Source organism: Nocardioides asiaticus, assembly GCF_040049175.1.
In the GTDB taxonomy this organism is placed as follows: Bacteria; Actinomycetota; Actinomycetes; order Propionibacteriales; family Nocardioidaceae; genus Nocardioides; species Nocardioides cheoyonin.
Genome location: NZ_JBDZDM010000003.1, coordinates 218770 through 235780 on the forward strand (window position 1 = coordinate 218770; position 17011 = coordinate 235780).

A 17011-nucleotide genomic window follows, 5' to 3' on the forward strand; every position below is an offset into this window, starting at 1 on the left:
GCCGCGACCGGAAACGGACGAGAGATGACTGACCAACGATTCGACGAGCTCCGGCTCGACGGGGTGAGCCGACGCTACGGCGCCCAGCACGCACTCGACGACTTCACGCTGTCCATCAGGGGCACGGAGTTCGTCGCTCTTCTCGGCCCCTCGGGGTGCGGGAAGTCGACGGCGCTCAACTGCTTGGCCGGGCTTCTGCCGCTCTCGGCAGGGAGCATCCGCCTCGATGACCGGCGGATCGACACCCTGCCGCCCGAGCGCCGAGGGTTCGGCATGGTGTTCCAGAACTACGCGCTGTTCCCGCACATGTCGGTGCGCAAGAACATCGGCTTCGGGCTCAAGATGCACAAGCTCGGAAGGAAGGAGCTGATCCGGAGGGTCGATGAGGCCGTCAGCCTGGTCCAGCTCGACGACCACCAGGACAAGATGCCGGCGCAGCTCTCCGGTGGGCAGCAGCAGCGGGTGGCGATCGCCCGGGCGATCGCCCTCCACCCTCCGGTGGTGCTCATGGACGAGCCGCTCTCGAACCTCGACGCGAAGCTCCGGCTCGAGATGCGCATGGAGATCCGGCGCCTGCACCAGAACCTCGGTCTCACCACGATCTACGTCACGCACGACCAGGAGGAGGCGCTCTCGATGGCCGACCGGCTGGTCGTCCTGCGTGAGGGGGTCATCCAGCAGTGCGGGTCGCCGCAGGAGGTCTACGACCAACCCGCTAACGGGTACGTCGCCGGCTTCATGGGCTACCGCAACCTGCTGGAGCTCGAGGTCGCGTCCGGCGACGCCGACCACGTCGCGGTCCAGGGGCGAGGCATCCGCCTCTGCGGCGTGAACCGCGGTGGGGGGACGTCCGGAGCAGTGGTCGCAGCGATCCGGCCCGAGGACTTCGTCCTGGGCGAGGTCGATGGGAACTCCGTCGACGTCAACGTCCAGATCGCGGAGTACCACGGTCGCGAGCTGTCGGTGGAGGCGGTCACCGACACCGACCGCAAGATCTACTTCCGCACGCAGGAGCGGGTGGCCCCGGGGGACAGGGTCACGCTCGGCATCCCACGCCACCGTGTCCTCGTCTTCGGCGACGCGGACCGTGCCCGCGAGGGACTGGTCGCGTGAGCGCGCCCGCCAGCCCCGGCGTGGACGTGCGGCGGCCGAGTCCGGCGGCGCCCCGCCGGAGTACGCTTCGCCACCGGCTGGCCGACCGCGGCGTCGACCGGACGCTCTGGCTGGTGCTTCCGGCGACCGTCTTCGTGCTGGTGCTCTTCATCTACCCGTTCATCTACGGGCTGCAGCTCTCGTTCGCGCCGCAGGACGGTGGCGGACCGCTCGCGAACTACCGCGAGTTCTTCTCCGACCCCTATCTGCGCGGCACCATCTGGAAGACGCTGCGCCTCGGCGTCCCGGCTGCGGTCTTCAATGTGCTGGCGTCGATCCCGATCGCCTACGTGATGCGAGGACGCGTGCGCGGGAAGCGCACGATCACGACGCTCCTGGTCATCCCGATCACGCTCGGCACGGTGCTCACGGCGCAGGGCCTGATCATGTACGCCGGCCCGCAGGGGTGGCTGAACAAGGTGCTCACGGCGCTTCACGTCACCGACCAGCCCCTCCCGCTCGTGCACAACTGGACGGGTGTCTTCCTCAGCCTCGTGATCACCGGCTTCCCGTTCGCGTTCCTGCTGACGCTGTCCTATCTCTCCGGGATCGACCCGTCCCTGGAGAAGGCGGCCGCGACGCTCGGCGCCGGCCCGATGCAGAGGTTCCGCAAGATCACCCTGCCGCTGCTCGCGCCCGGCCTCGCCATCACGTTCACCCTCTCGTTCGTGCTCGCGTTCTCGGTGTTTCCCTCGGCCCAGATGGTCGGGAAGCCGTCCGGTTCCACACGAGTGATCTCGATCGCGGCGTACGACGCCGCCTTCCAGCAGTTCGACTACTCGATGGGGTCCACCATCGCCATGATCATGGCCGTCGTGATGCTCGTCGTCATCGGCATGGTGATGGTCTGGCGCGCCACCCTCTACCGCGGATCGACAGGAGGCAAGGGCTGATGGCGACCATGACAGCAGCCGCGACGACGAGCCGGCGCCGCGTCCGGCGCACGAAGTGGTGGGCGCTAGCCCTCTGGCTCGTCGTCGGCTTCTTCTTCCTCAACCTCGTGGCCCTGGTGGCCTCGGTGGTGGTCGACTCCTTCGGCGAGAGCTGGTTCGGAAACTGGCTCCCACACGGGTTCACGACCCATTGGTACGCCGACGCGTGGCGCGAGTTCGACCTCTCCGCGGTGCTGCTGGTGACCCTGGAGGTCGCGCTGGCGGTCGTCGTCGTCTCGGTCGTGATCGGCGTACCGGCGTCGTACGTCCTCGCCCGCCGGGAGTTCCCGGGGAAGCGGATCCTGATGGTGCTGTTCGTCCTGCCCGTCCTGGTCCCGCCGATCACCTACGGCATCCCGCTGGCGACCCTCCTCTACAGCTGGCACCTCGCCGGCTCGCTGTCGGGAGTGATCCTGGCCAACCTCGTGCCGGCGGTGCCGTTCGTGATCCTCACGATGACCCCGTTCATCGAGCAGATCGATCCCAAGGTCGAGGCCGCCGCGCGGATGTGCGGCGCTTCGACCCGCGTGGTGTTCACCAGCATCCTGGCGCCGCTGCTGATCCCGGGGATCCTGGCGGCGTGCATCCTGGTGCTGGTCCGCACGGTCGGGATGTTCGAGCTGACCTTCCTCACCGCAGGCCCGACGAGCACGACGCTGGTCGTCTCGCTCTACGACGCCGTCTTCGCCGCGGGCATCCGGGCCAATCAGTCGGTCGACGCCATGGCCGCGATCTACACCTTCTCGATGATGGTCCTGCTGGTCATCGCACTGCGCTACGTGAACCCGACCCAGCTCGTGACGCGGGTGCGGGAGGAGCCGACCTGATGAGCATCGACGTACTGGTCGTCGGCGAAGTGCTCGTCGAGCTCGCCTCCGACGCGCCGCTGCGCAGTGGAGGCGAGATGGTGCTCGGCATCTCGGGCGACGTCGTCAACGCCGCGGCCGCCTCGGCCGCCGCGGGTGCCCGTACGGCGCTCCTCACGCGGATCGCGGACGACGAGCTCGGCGACGTCATCGAGCAGCGGCTCGATGAGCTCGGCGTCGACACGAGCCTCGTACGCCGCGTCCCGGGTCAGCAAGCGGCGTACTTCGTCCATGCCGACCCGACCGGTGAGCGGGAGTTCGTCTACGTGCGGCGGGGGAGTGCGGGCTCGACGCTCGGCCCCGAGGACGTGACCGCGGCGGGTCCCGAGGCGGCCGGGGTCGTCCTCGCCACAGGGGTCACGGCCGCCCTGTCGGACTCGGCCCGGGCGGCGGTGCTCGAGGCTGCCCGCCGTGCGGGGCGGTTCGTCTACGACCCGAACTTCCGCCCCCGGCTCACCGGTGCGGAGGAGGCGGCCGGTCTCCTTCGTGCGCTCGCTCCCCGTGCTGAGGTGGTGACGCCGGCGTGCCCCGGCGAGACCGGTCCGCTGCTGGGCACGGACGATCCCTCGGCCGCGGTGCGCCTCGTGCGCGGGCTCGGAGCCGCGGCAGCGGTCGTGACAAGGGGGGCTGACGGCGCGGTCGTGGGCGACGACGACGGGATCCGCGTCCTCCCGCCCGTCCCGGCGCCGCTGCTCGTCGACCAGACGGGAGCCGGCGACAGCCTGGCGGGCACCCTGGCCGCGCGTCTCGCCCTCGGTGACGGGCTCGAGTGCGCCGCACGTCTCGGCACGGCCGCCGCGTCGCTCGTGCTGGGCGGCCGCGGCGGGACCGGGTGTGTGCCGTCGCTCGCCGAGGTGCGCGCGCACCTGACGGCGTCGACCGAGGGCACCGGGCTCGGAGCCGTGGGAGTGGTGGAGCAGTGACCGACTCAGTCCTGATCCTCCGTCCGCACGACGACGTGGGTGTGGCACGTCGCCCGCTCGGGGCCGGTGACGACGTCGTCGTCGACGGCGATCGGCTCATCGTCGGAGGGGACGTGCCGGCCGGGCACAAGATCGCGCTCCGCGCGATCGGTGCGGGCGATGAGGTGCACAAGTACGGCGAGGTGATCGGTGTCGCCAGCACGGCGATCGCTCCGGGCGAGCATGTGCATGTGCACAACCTGACGATGGCGGAGCTGTCCCATACGGGAGGGCTCGTCTCGGTCGTGCCGCGGGTGGCGCCCCTGCCGGTGGCCGAGCAGGCGACGTTCGAGGGCATCGTGCGTCCGGGCGGTACGGTCGCGACCCGCAACTACGTCGGCGTGCTGACGACGGTGAACTGCTCGGCGACCACCGCGCGCCGGATCGCCGACCAGGTCGCCCGCTCCGGGATTCTCGACGACTTCCCGCACGTCGACGGTGTCGTCGCGCTGACCCACGGCACCGGGTGCGGCATGGCCGCGGACGGCGCCGGACTCCAGCTCCTGCGGCGAACGCTGTCGGGTTATGCCGCGCACCCGAACTTCGGTGCGCTCCTCGTGGTCGGCCTCGGCTGCGAGGTGAACCAGATCGGGGCGCTCACGCAGGATCTCGAGCTGCCGGCCGCGACGCCGGTGACGTCGCTGACGATCCAGGAGCTCGGAGGAACGCGGCGTACGGCGGAGCGAGGTGTCGACCTGGTCCGCGACCTGCTGCCCGACCTCGATCGGGTGCACCGGGAGACGGTCCCCGCGAGCAGGCTGGTCCTCGGTCTCAACTGTGGCGGCAGCGACGGCTGGTCGGGTGTCACGGCCAACCCGGCGCTCGGGCTCGCGGCCGACACGCTGGTGCGGCACGGCGGGACGGCGGTGCTGGCCGAGACGCCGGAGGTGTACGGCGCGGAGCACCTGCTGACGCGGAGGGTCTCCGACGCCGCCGTCGCGGAGAGGCTGATGGAGCGCATCCACTGGTGGGAGCGCTACACCGCGGCAGCCGAGGGGACGATGGACAACAACCCCTCGCCCGGGAACAAGGCGGGCGGACTCACCACGATCCTCGAGAAGTCGCTCGGAGCGGTCGCGAAAGGGGGCCACACCCCGCTCACCGAAGTGGTCGAGTACGCCGAGCGCGTCCACGGCCCGGGACTCGTCTTCATGGACACGCCCGGCTACGACCCGGTGTCCGTCACCGGCATCGTGGCAGGCGGTGCGAACGTGGTCTGCTTCACCACGGGGCGGGGATCGGCGTTCGGGGCCAAGCCGGTGCCGTCGCTGAAGCTCGCGACCAACTCCGAGATCTTCCGTCAGATGGCCGATGACATGGATATCGACTGTGGCCGGGTCCTCGACGGGAGCCGGACGCTGGAGCAGGTCGGTGACGAGATCTTCCAGCGGGTCCTGGCCGTGGCGTCGGGTGAGCGCACCTGCAGCGAGGAGCTGGGGTACGGCGACGAGGAGTTCGTGCCGTGGCAGCTCGGTGCTGTGATGTGAATGGCTTCATTTGCTCGAAATGAAGAGAAAACCTTCATCCTGGGCGAATGAAGGTATCATCTTCATATGGCTCGACAGGATGTGGTCGCGACCGTGATCGGCGACGTCGTCGGCTCGAAGGGCGCCGGCGACCGCCAGGAGCTTCACCGTGCGTTGCTCGCCGGCCTGCATCAGGTGAACGAGGCTCTCGAGCCGGTCACCCCGCTGTGGGTGACGGCCGGCGACGAGTACCAGGGCTGCTTCGCCGCGCTGGGGGGTGCGCTGCGCGCGACGCTGCGGATACGCCTGGCGCTGCGGGCGGTGACCGACGTCCGGCACGGTGTCGGCTGGGGCGCGGTGACGGTGCTCGACGAGGAGCCGCGGGTCGAGGACGGGCCCGGCTGGTGGGCTGCCCGGGCGGCGATCGAGACGGCCGAGGCCTCCGAGCGGAAGGCGGCGACACGCGGGCTGCGGACGGCCTACGCCCGCGCGGCGGACGTAGACGGTCCCGACCCCGGCCTGGTCAACGCCGCACTCGTCCTCCGCGACCAGCTGCTCCACGGCGTGGGCGAGGAGTCGCTGTCGGTGCTCGCTGGCATGCTCGCGGGCATGAGCCAGAAGGAGATCGCCGCCGACCTCGGGATCAGCGCCTCCGCGGTCTCCCAGCGGATCCGGCGCGACGGGCTGGCCGCGCTCGTGCGCGCCGACGAGCTCCTCGGCGGGGTGGCGTGAGCTGGCTCGCGATCCTCCTCGTCGGCCTCGGCGTGACCGACCTGGTCCGGTCGGTGCGGCGTGTGGCGGTCGTGCCGGAGTGCGTCGGCGCGGGGGCCGCGGTGCTGCTCGGGCTGCTGTGCGAGCTGACGGAGTGGCGCGACGCGCTGGCCTACGTCGTCGTGGCGGCCGTCGTCGTCGCCTGGGGCCGGACCTCCCGGCTGCCCGGGACCCGGGCGGCCGTGCCGCTGGCCCTGCTCGGCACCGCCCTCGTCGCGGGTCTGCTGCTCGCCCCGTGGGCCCCCGATGTGACCGGGCCTGTGGCCGACTGGCTGCAGCGCGCGCCGTGGCTCGGGCTGGCGACGGCGGACCCGGCCCACACCCTCCTCGTGCTGGGGGGCGTCCTGGTCCAGCTCTCGACCGGCAACGTCGTCGTACGCCTCGTGCTGGAGGCGACCGGCGCCCAGCCGCCGCAGCGGCCCGGCCAGCGCTCGCTCAAGGGCGGCCGGCTGCTCGGCCCGATGGAGCGGCTGGTGATCCTGGGCCTCGGCCTCGCCGGCCACGTGACGGCGGCCAGCCTCGTGATCGCCGCGAAGGGGCTCGTGCGCTGGCCCGAGCTGCAGTCCTTCCGGGACACCGACGAGCCGTCGATCGACGAGGTGACGGAGTACTTCCTGGTCGGCAGCTTCGTCTCGTGGCTGACCTCCCTCGGCACCCTCGTCCTCCTCGCGGGCTAGCGGCTCGTCCACGTTGCCGGATAGCCCCCCGGACCGCTCGCGCGCGTGGATAGGGTGGCGCCATGGGCAAGCAGGAGGACTTCGTACTGAGGGCGCTCGAGGAGCGTGACGTCCGCTTCGTGCGGCTGTGGTTCACCGATGTGCTCGGGTTCCTCAAGTCGGTCGCCGTCGCCCCGGCGGAGCTGGAGGCGGCGTTCGCCGAGGGGATCGGCTTCGACGGCAGCGCGATCGAGGGCTTCGCCCGGGTCACCGAGTCCGACATGCTCGCGCTGCCGGACCCGTCGACGTTCCAGCTGCTGCCCTGGCGCTCGCAGGGCCCGGCCACGGCGCGGATGTTCTGCGACATCGTGATGCCCGACGGCAGCCCGTCGTACGCCGACCCGCGCTACGTGCTCAAGCGCACGCTCTCGCGGGCCGCGGAGAAGGGCTTCACCTTCTACACCCACCCCGAGATCGAGTTCTACCTGTTCAAGGACGAGCCGAAGGACGGCCTGCCGCCCGTTCCGGTCGACAGCTCCGGCTACTTCGACCACACCGCCCAGTCGATGGGCGCCGACTTCCGGCGCGAGGCGATCAACTACCTCGAGGCGATGGGGATCAGCGTCGAGTTCAGCCACCACGAGGGCGGACCGGGGCAGCAGGAGATCGACCTGAGGTACGCCGACGCCCTCTCCACGGCCGACAACATCATGACGTTCCGCACGGTCATCCGTGAGGTGGCGCTGAGCCAGGACATCTGGGCGAGCTTCATGCCCAAGCCGTTCACCGAGTTCCCCGGCTCCGGCATGCACACCCATCTGAGCCTCTTCGAGGGCGACGCCAACGCGTTCTACGAGGCCGGGGCGGAGTATCAGCTGTCGAAGACCGGGCGGCAGTTCATCGCCGGCGTACTCCACCACGCGTCGGAGCTGTCGGTGGTGACCAACCAGTGGGTCAACTCCTACAAGCGGATGCTCGGGGGTGGCGAGGCGCCGTCCTACATCTGCTGGGGCCACAACAACCGCTCCGCCATGGTGCGGGTGCCGATGTACAAGCCGCTCAAGGGCCAGTCCACCCGGATCGAGGTCCGCACCATCGACGCTGCCTGCAACCCCTACCTCGCGTTCGCCGTCGTGCTGGCCGCCGGGATGAAGGGGGTCGACGAGGGCTACGACCTGCCGCGGGAGGCGGAGGACGACGTCTGGTCGCTCACCGACCGCGAGCGCAAGAGCCTCGGCATCGACCCGCTGCCCGAGACCCTCGACGAGGCGATCGAGGTGGCGGAGTCCTCCGAGCTGCTCGCGGAGACGCTCGGGGAGCACGTCTTCGACTTCTTCCTCCGCAACAAGCGTCAGGAGTGGGCGGACTACCGCGGCCAGGTCTCGGCCTTCGAGCGCGACCGGATGCTGCCGGTGCTGTGAGCGCGGACGTGAGCGAGCGTGTGCCCCGGGTGCTGGTCGTGCAGCACCAGGACAGCTGCCCGCCCGCGATGTTCGGCTCCTGGCTGACCGACGCCGGGGTCGCGCTCGACATACGCCGGGCGGACCTGGGTGCCGAGATCCCCTCGCTACGGTCGTACGCCGGCCTCCTCGTGCTCGGCGGCGAGATGGACGCCGACGCCGACACGGACAACCCGTGGCTGCCGGTGGTGAGGCAGCGCATCCTCGAGGCGGCCCGAGCGGGCGTCCCGACGCTCGGCATCTGCCTCGGCCACCAGCTGGCCGGGCTCGCGCTCGGCGGGAGCGTCGAGCGCAACCCGCACGGCCGCACGGTGGGGCTGCGCCAGGTCGACTGGGAGCCGACCGTCATCTTCGACCCGCTGCTGGGGACGATCGCCGGCGAGGACCGCGCCGTGCAGTGGAACCAGGACATCGTCACCGAGCTCCCACCGGGCGCGGTCGTGCTCGCCACCGGGCTGGACGGCTCGGTGCAGGCGGCGCGGTTCGCGGCGACGGTGTGGGGCGTGCAGTTCCATCCCGAGGTCGACGCCGTCCTGGCGCAGCGGTGGGCGGACAAGAGCCCCGGGACGCTCGAGGCGCTCGGGCTCTCCGGGCAGGAGGTCGTCGAGGAGGTGGCCCTGGCCCTGCCCGAGCTGGTCAAGACCTGGCAGCCGCTCGCGGCGTCGTACGCCGCCGTCGTACGCGGCAGGTCGGCGGCCGGTGAGTACTTCGGCGGCCTCGGACGCTGACCCGCCATGACCGCTGTGCCGCGTCCCGAGACCACCAGCGCGATGAGCAAGGGGAACCTCCTCCGGCTCGGCTTCGGCGACCCCGACACGGCCGAGCGTTCGCTGCGCCGACTCGGTCCGGCCGCCGACCCGCTGCTCGCGCTGTTCGGCCGGGCCGCCGACCCCGACCTGGCCCTGCGCGGTCTGGTCGGCCTGCTCGACCGGTGCGGTGGTGAGGGCGCCACTCCGGGCTCCGGGCGCGGCGACGCCGAGCTGCTCGACGCCCTCGTCGACGACGAGGGCACCGCGATGCGGCTGCTCGCCGTCCTCGGCGCCTCCCAGGCGCTGGGCGACCACCTCGTCCGCCATCCCTCGCACTGGCGCGAGCTGCGCGACCCGACGCTCGGCTCCACCCGCCCGCCGGCGTACTGGATCAGGGAGGAGCTGCTCCGCGCCGTCGGCGCCGACCCGTGCTCGGAGGTCCCCGTCGCGGCCCGGCCGGACGTGGAGGCGGTGGACGCGCTGCGCGTGGAGTACCGCCGCTGGCTGCTCCGGCTGGTCGCTCGCGACCTCGCCCACGACGTCTGCCTCGACGACGTCGCGGCGGAGCTCTCCGACCTCGCCACCGGGACGCTGGAGGCCGCGCTGGCCGTCGCCCGGGCGCGGGTGCCGCGCGCCGACCAGGTCCGGCTGTCGGTCATCGCGATGGGCAAGTGCGGGGGCCACGAGCTCAACTACGTCTCCGACGTGGACGTGATCTTCGTCCACGAGGCCCTCGGCGAGCTGTCGGACGAGGCCGCCACCCGGATCGCGACCCAGCTGGCCAGCCACCTGATGCGGGTCTGCTCCGAGCACACCGCCGAAGGCACGATCTGGCAGGTCGACGCCGCGCTGCGTCCCGAGGGCAAGGCGGGACCGCTGTCGCGGACGGTCGCCAGCCACCTCGGGTACTACCAGCGGTGGGCTAGCACCTGGGAGTTCCAGGCGCTGCTCAAGGCGCGGCCCGCGGCCGGCGACCTCGCCCTCGGCCGGGAGTACGTCAACACGCTGCAGCCCCTCATCTGGACCGCCGCCGAGCGGGACGGCTTCGTCGCCGAGACCCAGGCGATGCGCCGCCGCGTCGTCGCGCACATCCCGGCCCGCGAGGTCGACCGCGAGCTCAAGCTGGGCGAGGGCGGGCTGCGCGACGTCGAGTTCGCCGTCCAGCTGCTGCAGCTCGTCCACGGCCGCGCCGACCCGTCCATCAGGGCGCCGGCCACGCTGTCCGCGCTGGCCGAGCTCACCCGCGGCGGGTACGTCGCCCGCGAGGACGGCGAGGCCCTGCACCGCGCGTACGCCTTCCTGCGGTCGATGGAGCACCGCATCCAGCTGTACCGGCTGCGGCGTACGCACCTCGTCCCGCGCGACGAGGCGTCGCTGCGCCGGCTCGGCCGCTCCCTCGGGCTCTACAAGGAGCCGATCGAGAGCCTGAACCGGGAGTGGGCGCACCAGCGGCTCGAGGTGCGACGGCTCCACGAGAAGCTCTTCTACCGGCCCCTCCTGGCCGCGGTCGCACGCATCCCGGGACCCGAGGCGCGGCTCTCGCTCGCCGCGGCCGAGGACCGCCTCACCGCCCTCGGCTACGCCGACCCGCGCGCCGCGCTGCGCCACCTCGAGGCGCTGACCAACGGCGTCAGCCGCCGGGCAGCGATGCAGCGCACCCTGCTGCCGGTGATGCTGCAGTGGTTCGCGGAGGGGCCGGACCCGGACGCCGGCCTCTTCGGCTTCCGCCGGATCAGCGAGGCACTGGGGGAGAGCCCGTGGTATCTGCGCGCCCTCCGCGACGAGGGCCTCGTCGCCGAGCGGCTCGCCAGGGTGCTGTCCACCTCGCGCTACACCACCGGGCTCCTCGAGCGGGAGCCCGAGGGTGTGCAGATGCTCGGCGAGTCGCTGCAGCCGCGGAGCTCGGAGGCGCTCACCGAGGAGATGGTCGCCACCGGGCTGCGCCAGGACGACGTCGAGAAGGCGGTCCGCGCGATCCGGGGCGTACGCCGGCGCGAGCTGCTCCGGATCGCCGCCGGTGACGTCCTCGGGATGACCGACGTGGCCGACGTCGGCGCCGGGCTGTCCCGGCTCACCGACGCGACCCTCGAGGCCGCCCTCACCGTGGTGTCGGCGGCCGTCCTCGGCCGGCAGGGGCTCACCGCGCCGCCGACCAGGATGGCGATCGTCGCGATGGGCCGCTACGGCGGCTTCGAGCTGTCCTACGCCAGCGACGCCGACGTGCTCTTCGTGCACGACCCGGTCCCGGGCGCCGACCAGCACACCGCTGCCACCTTCGCGCTCGCCGTCGCCGGGGAGATGCGCCGCCTGCTGGCCCTCCCGGGCGCCGACCTGCCGCTCGAGCTCGACGCCGACCTGCGCCCCGAGGGGCGGTCGGGGCCGCTGGTGAGGACGCTGTCGGCGTACGCCTCCTACTACGCGAAGTGGTCCCACGTCTGGGAGGCGCAGGCCCTGCTGCGGGCCGACGCGGTGGTCGGGGACCTCGAGGTGCGGCGGGCGTTCGTCGAGCTGATCGACCCACTCCGCTACCCCGAGGGCGGGCTGAGCGACGACGAGGTCATCGAGGTCCGCCGGATCAAGGGCCGGGTCGACGCCGAGCGGCTGCCCCGGGGAGCCGACCCGCGCACCCACCTCAAGCTCGGCCGCGGCGGCCTCGCCGACGTCGAGTGGACGGTGCAGCTGCTCCAGCTCCGGCACGCGTACGCCGTCCCGGGGCTGCGCACGCCGCTGACCGTCGACGCGCTGACCGCCGCCGCCGACGCCGGACTGATCACGCGCCACGACGCCCAGAGCCTCGTCGACGCCTGGCGGCTGGTCAGCCGGGTGCGCAACGCCGTGACGCTCGCCCGCGGCCGGCCGTCCGACTCGCTGCCCGAGAGCGCCATCGAGCGGAAGGCGGTCGCGGCGATCCTCGGCTACCCCGCGGGCGCGACCGACGAGATGGTCAACGACTACCTCCACACGACCCGGGTCGCCCACGGCGTCGTCGAGCGGGTGTTCTGGGACTAGCGTTGCGGGCGTGCCCCAGACGCCCGAAGCCGCCGAGACCGCCGACCTTCCCCTCGCCGACCGGCTGCGCACCGCCGCGAACGCCTGCGGCCGGACCCTCGGGACCCGGCGGTCGTCGCCGGCCGAGGCGTTCGACGGGCTCGCGGCGGCGTGCCGTGAGCTCGGGATCGAGGGGTGGGACGGCTACGCCGAGCGTGGCCCGGTCGAGCGGCTCGAGACCGAGGTCGCCGGGCTGCTGGGCAAGGAGGCGGCGGCATTCTTCCCCAGCGGCGTGATGGCGCAGCAGGTGGCGCTGCGGATCCACGCCGACCGGTCCGGCAGCAGGAGGGTCGCCATGCCGGACCTGAGCCACCTCCTCGTCCACGAGGAGGACGGTCCGCGGATCCTGCAGGACCTCGTCGTCGAGCACCTCACCCGTGGCCGCGTCACGCCCACGACGGAGCACCTCGACGGCCTGCCCGGCCGGCTCGCCGCCGTACTCGTCGAGCTGCCGCTGCGCGACGCCGGCTGCCTCCTCCCGTCCTGGGAGGACCTCGAGGCGCTCTCGGCGGCCTGCCACGAGCGCGGGGTCGCGCTGCACGTCGACGGCGCCCGGATCTGGGAGTCCCAGCCGTGGTTCGGCAAGCCCCTGCCGGAGATCGCGGCGCTCGCCGACACGGTCTACGTGTCGTTCTACAAGGGTCTCGGCGGGCTCGCCGGCGCGGCGCTCGCGGGCGAGTCCGACCTGATCGCCGAGGCGCGGCTGTGGCGCCGACGGATGGGCGGCACCATCTACCGCACCACCGCCGAGGCGGTCTCCGCCCTCGTCGGCCTCCGCGACCGGCTGCCCCTCATGCCCGAGCTGGTCGCGTGGGCGCGCGAGCTCGCGGCCGCGCTGCCGGCGTACGTCACCGTGCAGCCGCCCGTGCCCCACACCAACACCTTCCTGATGTACGCCGCCGGCGACCCCGACCGGGTCAACGAGCGCCTGCTCGCCTACATGGAGGAGCACGGCCTCGCGCTGGGCCGCCCGTGGTCAGCCGCCGACGAGCCCGGCCGAGTCGTCACCGAGCTGGCCGTCGGCGACGACGCCCTCGGCCTCGACCCGGCCGCCGTCGCGGCCGACCTCGCCGCCCTCGTCCGGGGTTGACTCGACGTCAGCGGAGCCGTCGGGTGTCGTCGGGGAGGCGGAGCGTGCGGCCGGCGGAGTCGAGGTGACCGAGGAGGGGGAGTACGACGCGGCGGCTGGTGCCCAGGGCCTGGCGGGCCTGGCTGGTCGTGAACGGCTGGGGGAGCGCGGCGAGCAGGTCGACGGCCCGGTCGACGGCGTCGGGAAGCACGACGACGCCGGGCGCGAGCCGGACCACGAGACCGTCACGGTGGAGTGCTCCGATGCCCGAGGTGTCGAGCCCCAGGTCGGCGAGCTCGTCCGCGGTCGGGGCGGCGAACGGGCTGTCGGCGAGGTGGGCACGGAGCCGCTCGAGAGCGGTGGCGAGCGCGGGCGGCAGGGCCGCCCCGGCGGGCGTCAGCCGGCCGGCGTCGGCGACGAGGTCGGTGTCCGCGGCGAGCGCGGCGACGAGGTCCGTGTCGGGCAGGTCGAGCTCGTGGGCCGCGGCAGCCAGAGGTACGCCGGCATGCCCGGCCGACTCCACCAGCCGGACGAGGCGGTCGCGGAGCGCCGCCGCCCGCCCGGCGTCGACCAGCCACTCGCCGGCGCTCACGGCTCCGTCGGGGAGCGGAGCCAGCGGCGCACCGATCCGGCGCAGCGCCGGCCGGCGTACGACTCCCCGGGTGCGGAGCTCCGCAGCCAGTGACCCGTCGTGCGCGGCCAGCGCCTCGGCGCGGCGGGCGGCGGCGCCCCGCCGGCCCAGCACGGGCGGCGCCGGGTCGAGCACCTCGGCACCCCACAGCGTCCTGCTGCCCGGGTCGCGCACGATCGCCCGGTCGCCGATCCGCAGCGGCAGCGGGTGCTCCAGCGCGAGCCGGTAGAAGTCCTTGCCCAGCGGGCGGACGTGGACGGCGACGAGCGCCGAGCCGAGGTGGAGCACCGGCTGCCCGGGCACCCGCCCCTCGCCGGTGAGACGTACGTCGACGACCCGGGTCGGGCCGAAGGCGCCGGGCGTGACCAGCGCGGTGCCCCGGGCGATCTCGTCCGGGGCGTGGCCGCCGAGGTCGAGCGCCACCCGGGCGACGCCGGACATCCGCTCCCGCGGCCGGCCCAGCGACTCGATCCCGCGGACCCGCACCGTGTGCTCGCCCGCGGCCAGCGTGTCGCCGACGGCGACGGTGCCGGCGGGCAGGGTGCCGGTGACGACCGTCCCCGCGCCGCGCACGTGGAAGCGCCGGTCGACCCAGAGGCGTACGTCGGCGTCCGGCGCCGGCTGCGGCACCTCCGACAGGAGCCTCGCCAACAGCGCCCGCAGCTCGTCGAGCCCGGCGCCGCTGCGGCCGCTGACGGTGACCGCGGGCGCGCCGGCCAGCGACGTCCGGTCCACCTCCGCGCGGGCGCGCGCCAGCGCGGCCGCGGGGTCGGTGAGGTCGGAGCGGGTCACCACCAGCAGCCCGTGCGAGACCCCGAGCGCGTCGAGCGCCGCGAGGTGCTCGGCCGCCTGCGGCATCCAGGGGTCGTCCGCGGCGACCACCAGCATCGCGACGGGCACCGGTCCCACCCCGGCGAGCGTGGTGGCGATGAAGCGCTGGTGGCCGGGCACGTCGACGAACGCGACCTCGCCCACGTCCGGCAGCTCCGTCCACGCGTAGCCGAGCTCGATCGACAGCCCGCGCCGGCGTTCCTCCTCGAGCCGGTCGGGGTCGGTACCGGTCAGCGCGCGGACCAGGGTCGACTTGCCGTGGTCGACGTGTCCCGCGGTGGCGACGACGTACATCTGCCGCTCAGGCCTCCCGCGCATCGGCCGGCGCGACCCGGCGTACGGCGTCGGCGACGGTGTCGTCGAGCGCGGCCGGCACCGTGAGCAGGTCGAGCAGCAGCCGCCCGTCGTGGACGTGGCCGACCACCGGCGGCTCGCCGAGCCGCAGCGGCGCCGCGAGCTCGTGGGGGAGCGCGACGGCGGCGCTGGGAAGAGGTACGCCGGGGCCGCCGCCACCGCCGACCCGGCCCTCGGACGCGACCGCGGTGGCGAGGCCCGGGCCGATCGCGAGCGCGAGCGCTCGGGCCCGCGCCATCAGCTCCTCGGGCCGCGCCGCCAGCGCCTCGGCCACCGGCGTTGCCGGTCCGGAGAGCGTCGCCTCGAGCGCTGCCAGCGTGAGCTTGTCGACCCGGAGCGCCCGCGCGAACGGGTGCCGCCGCAGCCGGTGGACGAGCTCCGCCTCGCCCATCAGCAGGCCCGCCTGGGGGCCGCCGAGCAGCTTGTCGCCGGACGCCGTGACGAGCGACGCGCCGGCCCGCAGGACGGTGGTCGCGTCCGGCTCTTCCGGTAGCCGCGGGTGCGGCGCGAGCAGCCCCGAGCCGATGTCGACGACCACGGGCAGGCCGGTCCGGCGGCCCAGCCCGGCGAGCTCCTCGACCGACACCGACGAGGTGAACCCCTCGACCCGGAAGTTCGACGGGTGCACCTTCAGCAGGAACGCCACGGACTCGTCGACCGCGGCCTCGTAGTCCGCGAGCCGCACCCGGTTGGTCGTCCCGACCTCCCGCAGCTCGACGCCCACAGACTCCAGCAGCTCCGGGATCCGGAAGCCGTCGCCGATCTCGACGAGCTCGCCCCGGGCGATGACGATCCGGCGGCCCTGCGCGAGCGCGAGCGCCGCCAGCCCGAGCGCCGCGGCGCCGTTGTTGACGACGTGCACGTCGCCGGCGTCCGGCACCAGCGCGGCCAGGGCGGCCATCGTCGCCGTACCTCTCCGGCCGCGCCGCCCTGAGTCCAGGTCGAGCTCGACGTCGGTCGGTCCGGCCGCGCGTACGACGGCCTCGACCGCCGCCTCGGACAGCGGCGCCCGGCCGAGGTTGGTGTGCACGACCACCCCGGTCGCGTTGATCACCGGCCGCAGTGACCCGGGGGCCGCCGGCAGCAGCGCCAGCACCGATGCGACGACGTCCTCCGGCGCGACCTCGCCCCGGCGGCATGACTCGAGCACGGTCGAGACCGTCGCCTTCACCCGGTCGCGACCGAGGCGCCGGCACGCCTCGGCGACCCCCGGGTCGGCGAGCACGGCGTCCGTCCGCGGCGTACGCCGGCGGGGGTCCTCGGCCACGCACACCTCCCACAGGCTCGCACGAGCAGCGTCTGGCGGAGGCGGACGGGAATCGAACCCGCCTGGCCGGGATGTCCGGCCACAACGGCTTTGAAGACCGTGCCCGTCACCAGACGAGAAACGCCTCCACGAGCACCCTATCGGCCGACGTACCGCGGAAGGTTCCGCCGCCACACCGCGGAAGGATGCTGGTCCACGCCGTGGTTGTTTGCCATAGTCACGCCATGGGCGTGAAGCAGTTCATCGGCCAGTGGCCGCTGCTCCGGCAGGTGACCGGCGCCGACCACCTCGGCCGCGGGAGGGCCGCCCAGTCCCACCGCAGCGACACGCTGCAGCCGCGGATCGCCGACGCCGACCGGGTCGCCGACTCGATCTGTCCCTACTGCGCGGTCGGGTGCGCCCAGAAGGTCTTCGTCAAGGACGAGCAGGTCATCCAGATCGAGGGCAGCCCCGGCAGCCCGGTCTCGCGCGGCCGGCTCTGCCCGAAGGGGAGCGCCAGCAAGCAGCTGGTGACCAGCGCGACCCGGGTGACGAAGGTCCGCTACCGCCGTCCCTACGGCACCGAGTGGGAGGACCTCGACGCCGACACAGCGATCGACATGATCGCCGACCGGGTCATCAAGACGCGCAAGCAGTTCTGGGAGTGGGAGGACGACGACGGTCGGCGCCTGCGCCGCACCCTGGGCATCGCGAGCCTCGGAGGGGCAGCTCTCGACAACGAAGAGAACTACCTCATGAAGAAGCTCTACACCGCCCTGGGCGCGATCCAGATCGAGAACCAGGCGCGCATATGACAC

The 17011-nt window shown here is 73.2% G+C and carries 14 protein-coding genes and 1 tRNA gene; 12 read left to right on the forward strand and 3 right to left on the reverse strand.

What is annotated here, in order from left to right:
• Positions 1-24 precede the first annotated feature (24 nt).
• The 11 genes from ABLE53_RS11650 (at position 25) to ABLE53_RS11700 (ending at position 13152) form a co-directional block, all read left to right on the forward strand.
• Complete coding sequence (locus tag ABLE53_RS11650) at positions 25-1113, forward strand: ABC transporter ATP-binding protein (protein WP_348859098.1); 1089 nt, start codon at positions 25-27, stop codon at positions 1111-1113.
• Complete coding sequence (locus ABLE53_RS11655; RefSeq protein WP_348859099.1) at positions 1110-2045, forward strand: ABC transporter permease; 936 nt, start codon at positions 1110-1112, stop codon at positions 2043-2045. The genes ABLE53_RS11650 and ABLE53_RS11655 overlap by 4 nt, the downstream gene beginning before the upstream one ends.
• On the forward strand, positions 2045-2911 hold the full coding sequence (locus tag ABLE53_RS11660; RefSeq protein ID WP_348859100.1) for an ABC transporter permease: 867 nt from the start codon (positions 2045-2047) through the stop codon (positions 2909-2911). The genes ABLE53_RS11655 and ABLE53_RS11660 overlap by 1 nt, the downstream gene beginning before the upstream one ends.
• Entirely contained in the window at positions 2911-3873 is a 963-nt protein-coding gene (locus tag ABLE53_RS11665) for a sugar kinase (RefSeq protein ID WP_348859101.1), read from the forward strand. Before ABLE53_RS11660 ends, ABLE53_RS11665 begins: the two co-directional genes overlap by 1 nt.
• Entirely contained in the window at positions 3870-5399 is a 1530-nt protein-coding gene (locus tag ABLE53_RS11670; protein ID WP_348859102.1) for a UxaA family hydrolase, read from the forward strand. Before ABLE53_RS11665 ends, ABLE53_RS11670 begins: the two co-directional genes overlap by 4 nt.
• Positions 5400-5465: 66 nt before the next feature.
• On the forward strand, positions 5466-6110 hold the full coding sequence (locus ABLE53_RS11675; protein WP_348859103.1) for a SatD family protein: 645 nt from the start codon (positions 5466-5468) through the stop codon (positions 6108-6110).
• Positions 6107-6826 carry a hypothetical protein gene (locus tag ABLE53_RS11680; protein ID WP_348859104.1) on the forward strand — a complete coding sequence of 240 codons (720 nt, stop codon included), beginning with the start codon at positions 6107-6109 and terminating at the stop codon, positions 6824-6826. Before ABLE53_RS11675 ends, ABLE53_RS11680 begins: the two co-directional genes overlap by 4 nt.
• Positions 6827-6888: 62 nt before the next feature.
• The gene (locus tag ABLE53_RS11685) at positions 6889-8226 is read left to right on the forward strand and encodes a glutamine synthetase family protein (protein ID WP_348859105.1); all 1338 of its coding nucleotides are present in this window, start codon (positions 6889-6891) and stop codon (positions 8224-8226) included.
• An 8-nt stretch (positions 8227-8234) separates the two neighbouring features.
• A complete protein-coding gene (locus ABLE53_RS11690; RefSeq protein WP_348859106.1) occupies positions 8235-8993 on the forward strand; it encodes a type 1 glutamine amidotransferase in 759 nt (252 codons plus the stop codon).
• Positions 8994-8999: 6 nt separating this feature from the next.
• Entirely contained in the window at positions 9000-12023 is a 3024-nt protein-coding gene (locus ABLE53_RS11695) for a bifunctional [glutamine synthetase] adenylyltransferase/[glutamine synthetase]-adenylyl-L-tyrosine phosphorylase (protein ID WP_348859107.1), read from the forward strand.
• Positions 12024-12033: 10 nt separating this feature from the next.
• Positions 12034-13152 (forward strand): threonine aldolase family protein, encoded by a 1119-nt coding sequence (locus ABLE53_RS11700; RefSeq protein WP_348859108.1) that lies wholly within the window; start codon positions 12034-12036, stop codon positions 13150-13152.
• Between the two features lie 7 nt (positions 13153-13159).
• On the opposite strand, the gene selB is transcribed toward ABLE53_RS11700, so the two are convergent.
• From selB to ABLE53_RS11715, 3 genes are all read right to left on the reverse strand, one after another.
• Positions 13160-14911, reverse strand: a complete 1752-nt coding sequence (gene selB / locus ABLE53_RS11705) for a selenocysteine-specific translation elongation factor (protein ID WP_348859109.1) — start codon at positions 14909-14911, stop codon at positions 13160-13162.
• Positions 14895-16214 carry an L-seryl-tRNA(Sec) selenium transferase gene (selA, locus tag ABLE53_RS11710; protein WP_348859110.1) on the reverse strand — a complete coding sequence of 440 codons (1320 nt, stop codon included), beginning with the start codon at positions 16212-16214 and terminating at the stop codon, positions 14895-14897. Before selA ends, selB begins: the two co-directional genes overlap by 17 nt.
• 33 nt (positions 16215-16247) lie before the next feature.
• Positions 16248-16342: transfer RNA gene (locus ABLE53_RS11715), tRNA-Sec, on the reverse strand.
• A gap of 96 nt (positions 16343-16438) precedes the next feature.
• On the opposite strand from ABLE53_RS11715, the gene ABLE53_RS24900 reads away from it, so the two are divergent.
• A complete protein-coding gene (locus ABLE53_RS24900) occupies positions 16439-17008 on the forward strand; it encodes a hypothetical protein (protein ID WP_484555211.1) in 570 nt (189 codons plus the stop codon).
• The last annotated feature ends 3 nt before the right edge of the window (positions 17009-17011 follow it).